This window comes from Endozoicomonas sp. SESOKO3, from assembly GCF_024606255.1.
The window spans coordinates 1-5,620 of record NZ_JAHHPR010000018.1 but is presented as its reverse complement, the minus strand read 5'-3'; the positions used below and the strand labels follow the sequence as shown (position 1 = coordinate 5,620).

Sequence of the window (5,620 nt, the reverse complement as noted above, 5' to 3'; positions counted from 1 at the left end):
ACCAAAAAATGTCCAATTTGTTTCAACCCGGTGGAAGACATTATGGTGTTACAAAGTTGCGGGCACGCTGGTTTCTGCGAGGGTTGTGCCGGGCGAATTGTAGATGAGCAGAGGGACTGCCCGTTTTGCCGGGAAACACCTTTGTCATACATGAAGGTGATCGACAAGTCTTTTTATTGAATGTGCGAACAGTGCTAGTCTGTTGCTTGAGAATGACAGACACATCTTGTGCCCATTATTGGTACCTTCTATAAGCGACAACGATGGTTATAAACTTTTGTGGAGTGAAAGAAAACGGGACTAAACCGTCTGTATGCAAAGCCCGGAATAAGTCATTCTTCAAGGCTTATGTATACGACAGCAGTATATTTGTTATGGACAAATTGCAGCTCGGCAGTGCAGTTGTTTTAACGAATGCAGGTGAAATATGACCTTAGGGTATTCTTTTAAGACGCTTTTGTTTTCAGTGTGTTTGTCTTTTTATCAGCAGGGACTGGCAAACGACACCTATGACCTTGAAGAGTTTCGCAATTATCACAAGACGAACTCAAGGCCGCATTCAAATAAACAACAAAGTCATACAGGTCAGAGCCCACTTGAAAACATCCGCATTGGTTTTGTCAGGCTTAATTTAGCCTCTGGCAATGTATCTGGAGATGAACGACTGGAAATCTGTGAAAATTACGAGGTTGCTGAACAAGACTTTAAACGTCTGGGTAATTTTTATTTTAATTATGTGGGTATGGGTGATCCTCAAAATCGAAAAGTTCGCATTCAAAAAATGCTGAGACTAATACATCATATATTCGCTATTAATATAAATATGATTAATGGGCGAAACCGGGCAGAGATAGAGCTAATCAATGAAACGGCAAAAAGTCTTTTTGAACAATTGTTTATGTCTGCCAAGATAAATGGCAGAAGTAATCCTTATTACAATTATTTCTATTCCGTTCCGGAAAAACATACATCCAACTATGTTGGTGTTGACAACTGTCTGGTCCTGATGCTTCTTGCTTTTCTTGGTCCCCACTTTCTCTATAAGAATCGACTTCATGGCCACTTTACTCTGTTGCATAACGTATATACAGGACAAAGCTACGATCAAGCATTCGACACTGGGTTGCTTTCTAAAAATATCAATGAATATAATTCTCCGCAAAGCCTTGCCAATCAGTTAAATACAGCCGGATTGGACGCAGAAACAGCACTGTTAATCGGTTTAACTGCAATGGCATCAGCCGCTTTTCAGCGCATGGATTTAGGACGGGTCTCGCTGGAGACACTGGAAACTGTGTTGATAGGGTGTTTGCCAAACGAGCTTCTGCCCATTATCTACAGCAATATAGCCAGTCATTGCCGCTCTGGACGCTCGTGTCCTGTACCCGGGGTTATGTATTGCGCGGATAGCATTAGCGGCATGCAACACTTTATATTCAGTATTGTGGGTATTTTCCTCGTGCCCGGAATGTTGGAGGCGTCATCGTCAGAAAGTCTGGTCTTTCTTGTGGATTATTCTGAGTGTTCAGACAGTGAGGGTTCAGAGAGTGATCTCACTGTTGAGGAGTCGGATTCTGAGCATCAGGATCAGTCAACAGTCATTCAACAACAAAATGAATTGATAACCGAGCTAAGACAGGAATTAGCAAGCCAACCTGCAACGGGCGAAGCCGGCGCAGTTGGAGGTGCTTCAGGAGGAATCAAAAAATGTCCAATTTGTTTCAATCCAGTGGAAGACATCAGGGTGTTACAAAGTTGTGGACACGCTGGTTTTTGTGAAGATTGTGCCGGGCGTATTATAGATGAGCAGAGGGGCTGTCCGTTCTGTCGGGGAACACCGTTGTCATACATCAAGGTTATCGACAAGTCTTTTTATTGAATGTGCGAACAGAGCCATTGTATTGCCTGATGCTTCTTTTTCCAGATTCGTTTGATCAGCTCTTGGATATCGCGTTCCGGATGGTAACTGATGCGTGTGGATACATCCGGGACCAGATTCCAGGTGACTGGTGTCAATGGAAACATCCGAATCAGCTTTTTCTATTGGTCCCTATGGCCTATACAAATAGGTGCTAAGGACGCTTACATAAAGCTCATTAATAGTAGTACAGATGTTTTAATGAATGTCGGTGAAAGTATGACCATTCCATGTGCCTTAAAGACGCTTTTGTTTTCAGTGTGTTTGTTTGTTTATCAGCAGGGGCTGGCAAATGATACCTATGATCTTGAAGGATTTCGCCAGTATCAAAAGACAAACTGGAAACCGCCTTCAAAAAAACAAAGGCGAACAGGACAACCCGTCATGAGTCCACTTGAAAATATCCGTATTGGCTTTTTCAGGCTTAATTTAACCTCTGACGATCTGTCTGGAGATGAGCGGCTGGAAACCTGTGAAAATTACGAGGTGGCTGAGCAAGACTTTACACATCTGATCAACTTTTATTTTAATTATGTGAATCTGGGTAATCCTCTATATCGAAGAGGTCGAATTCAAACAATGCTGAGACTAATGCATAGTATTTTCGATATAAATATCAGCATGCTCAATGGACAAAGCCCGGAAAACAAAGAGTTAATCAATGCAATGGCAAAAAGCCTCTTTGAACAATTGTTTTTGTCTGAGAACATAGATGGCAGAAATAATCCTTATTGCCATTATTTCTATTCAGATTCGGCAGAAAATCAGTCCAATTCTGTTGGTGTTAATAATGGTTTAGTCCTTATGTTTCTTGCTTTTCTTGGTCCCCACTTTCTTTCCCAGAGTGACTTATATGCCTACTTTAGCGTGCTGCATAACGGCTATACCAGAAAAAGTTACGCTCGGGCATTCTCCGGAGTGTTGCTTCCCAGAAATATCCACGAATATGATAATCCGCACAGCGTTGCCTATTTATTCACTACAGCCGGACTGGATGCAGAAACAGCACTTCTGATTGGTTTAAATACAATGGCATCAGCAGCTTTCGAGCATATGAACTCAGGAATTAAGTGGTGGCCAGATACACTGAAAAAATTGTTGATAAATTACTTGCCATACGAGCTTCTGGGCATCATTTACAGCAATATAGCCCGCTTTTGCCCCAACGGGCGCTCATGCCCCGTACCTCCGCTTATGCTCGACTTGAGAGGCATGCAAGAGTTTACACACGGTATTTTGGGTATTGACCCCGAACCTTCAATATCAGAGATATCATCGTCAGAAAGCTCGGACTATCTAACCGATTATGGTTCAGACAGTGGGGATGAAGTTGAGGTTGAGTTTGAGTTTGAGGCTTCTGATGGGGAGCCGTATTCTGATCATCAGGACCCGGCAACAGTCATTCAACAACAAAGTGAACTGATAACCCAACTACGAGAGGAATTAGCAAGCCAAACTGCAACGGAGGAAGCGGGTGCAGTTGGAGGCGCACCGGGAGGAATCATAGAGTGTCCGGTTTGTTTCGAGCCACCGCAAGAAATGACGGTATTAGAAAGTTGTGGACACGCCGGTATGTGCAAGAATTGTGCTGAGCGATTTGTACGGGAGCAGACGGGGTGTCCCTTTTGCCGGAAAAAACCGGAATCATACAGGACGATATTCTTCATGCCCCGTCATTGAAGAAGTTTAACTGTCTGTTGTCAAAGCTCCTTTATACGACAACGGTTTATTTGTTGCGGATAAACTGCAGGAATTCTTCACGGGAAGGCTGATTTTCACGCATCAGACCCAGCATGACAGAGGATGTCATGGAAGAGTTCTGCTTTTCGACACCGCGCATCATCATGCACATGTGCTGTGCTTCAATGACAACGCCGACCCCTTTCGCACTGGTAGCCTCAACAATAGCGTCGGCAATCTGTCTGGTCATGTTTTCCTGAATCTGAAGACGACGGGCGAACATATCCACAATGCGGGCGAACTTGGAGAGGCCGAGCACTTTGCCATCAGGTATGTAACCAATGTGGCACTTGCCAATAAATGGCAGCATGTGGTGTTCGCACATGGAGTACAGCTCAATGTCCCTGACGACCACCATTTCACTGATGTCGGATTCGAACACTGCGTTATTGACAATATCCTCAAGGCTTTGCTCATAACCGCGAGTCAGGAACTGCATGGCCTTGGCGGCACGTCTGGGGGTGTCTTTCAGGCCATCCCGGTGAATATCCTCCCCCAGAGATTCAAGGATGGCTTTGTAGTATTCGCTCAGTTGTTCGGTCATGGGTCGCTCAGTATTGACATGAAAAGTAGTGACATGAAGAGGGCAGAGGTCTGACACAGCCTGTCTTTCACGAGAAGTTCATGTAAAAAAGTGGCCCGAGTTTAACATAAAGGGGGCTGTGTGGAACGATTTCAGTTCCTGAGAGCTTTATTAGTGGCTGGGGTTGCCAGTCCTGTTCAATAGCGGTAAGGTTCGCGGGTATCAGATGCCTACTGAAAAGTAGTAAAAAAAAATAACAAACGGGATCGATTATGATAAGAAAACTCACAAAATGGGTGGCACCTGTTCTTATGCTGGCAGCGGCCAGTGCCCAGGCGGAGACCGATAGCGACACTCTGGGAACCGTGTTAAGCAAAGGTTACCTGAGTTGTGGTGTCAATACCGGACTGCCGGGGTTTGCAACGCCTGATGAGAAGGGGCAATGGTCTGGCATCGATGTGGATGTCTGCCGTGGCGTGGCAGCGGCGGTTTTGGGCGATGCTTCCAAGGTTAAATACATACCCCTGACGGCCAAGGAGCGTTTTACCGCTCTGCAGTCAGGTGAAATCGACATGCTTTCCCGTAACACCACCTGGACACTCACCCGTGACGCTTCATTGGGTCTGAACTTTGCCGGTGTCAGCTATTACGATGGTCAGGGCTTTTTGGTGAAAAAAGAGCTGGGTGTCACCAGTGCCAAAGAACTGGACGGTGCTGCGATCTGTATTCAGTCCGGTACGACCACTGAGTTGAACCTTGCAGATTATTTTCGCAGCAATGGCATGAAGTACCAGCCTGTTGTCTTTGATACCTCCGACGGTACGGCCAAAGGGTTTGATTCAGGTCGTTGTGATGTCCTGACTTCAGACCAGTCCCAGCTTTATGCTCTGAGACTGCGTTTGTCGAAGCCAGGTCAAGCCGTTGTGCTGCCTGAAGTGATTTCAAAAGAGCCTCTGGGACCACTGGTTCGTCAGGGTGATGACCAATGGTTCAATATTGTGAAGTGGTCTCTGTTCGCCATGATCAATGCCGAAGAGCTGGGGCTGAGTTCGGCCAATATCGACAAGAGCAAGTCTTCAACCAATCCTTCCATTCGCCGCTTCCTGGGTATTGAAGGCCCCAAGGGCAAGGGCATGGGCCTCAAGGATGACTGGGCTTACCAGGTCGTGAAGCAAGTGGGTAACTATGGTGAAGTCTTTGAGCGTAATATCGGCGCATCCTCTCCCCTGAAAATTGAGCGTGGTCTCAATGCCCAGTGGAGCCAGGGCGGTATCCTCTACGCACCTCCTTTCCGCTAAGAGTCCTGTAAGGCTGGTGGTCCAAATGAATTGGGCTGTCAGCTTTCTGCTATGAGATGCCTTTAGCAAATGCTTCTGGCAAAAACTTCTAGCAGCCTGTCGGACTTAAGCGTCCGTAGCGAGGATTGCAAGAAATTGAGG

At 45.8% G+C, this 5,620-nt stretch carries 5 protein-coding genes; 4 read left to right on the top strand and 1 reads right to left on the bottom strand.

Annotated elements, in window-relative coordinates; genetic code table 11:
- The 3 genes from KDK18_RS00240 to KDK18_RS00230 all read left to right on the top strand — a co-directional run.
- Positions 1 to 180 (top strand): RING-HC finger protein (locus tag KDK18_RS00240; protein WP_257252355.1); only part of this gene is annotated, 180 nt, incomplete at its 5' end.
- Between the two features lie 247 nt (positions 181 to 427).
- A complete protein-coding gene (locus tag KDK18_RS00235) occupies positions 428 to 1,879 on the top strand; it encodes an RING finger protein (RefSeq protein WP_257252354.1) in 1,452 nt (483 codons plus the stop codon).
- Positions 1,880 to 2,302: 423 nt separating this feature from the next.
- Entirely contained in the window at positions 2,303 to 3,598 is a 1,296-nt protein-coding gene (locus tag KDK18_RS00230) for an RING finger protein (RefSeq protein WP_257252352.1), read from the top strand.
- Positions 3,599 to 3,644: 46 nt separating this feature from the next.
- On the opposite strand, the gene folE is transcribed toward KDK18_RS00230, so the two are convergent.
- On the bottom strand, positions 3,645 to 4,202 hold the full coding sequence (gene folE, locus KDK18_RS00225) for a GTP cyclohydrolase I FolE (RefSeq protein WP_257252351.1): 558 nt from the start codon (positions 4,200 to 4,202) through the stop codon (positions 3,645 to 3,647).
- Between the two features lie 251 nt (positions 4,203 to 4,453).
- Between folE and KDK18_RS00220 the strand changes: the two genes are divergently transcribed.
- Positions 4,454 to 5,479, top strand: coding sequence for an amino acid ABC transporter substrate-binding protein (locus tag KDK18_RS00220; RefSeq protein WP_257252349.1), 1,026 nt, complete (start codon positions 4,454 to 4,456; stop codon positions 5,477 to 5,479).
- Positions 5,480 to 5,620: the final 141 nt, after the last annotated feature.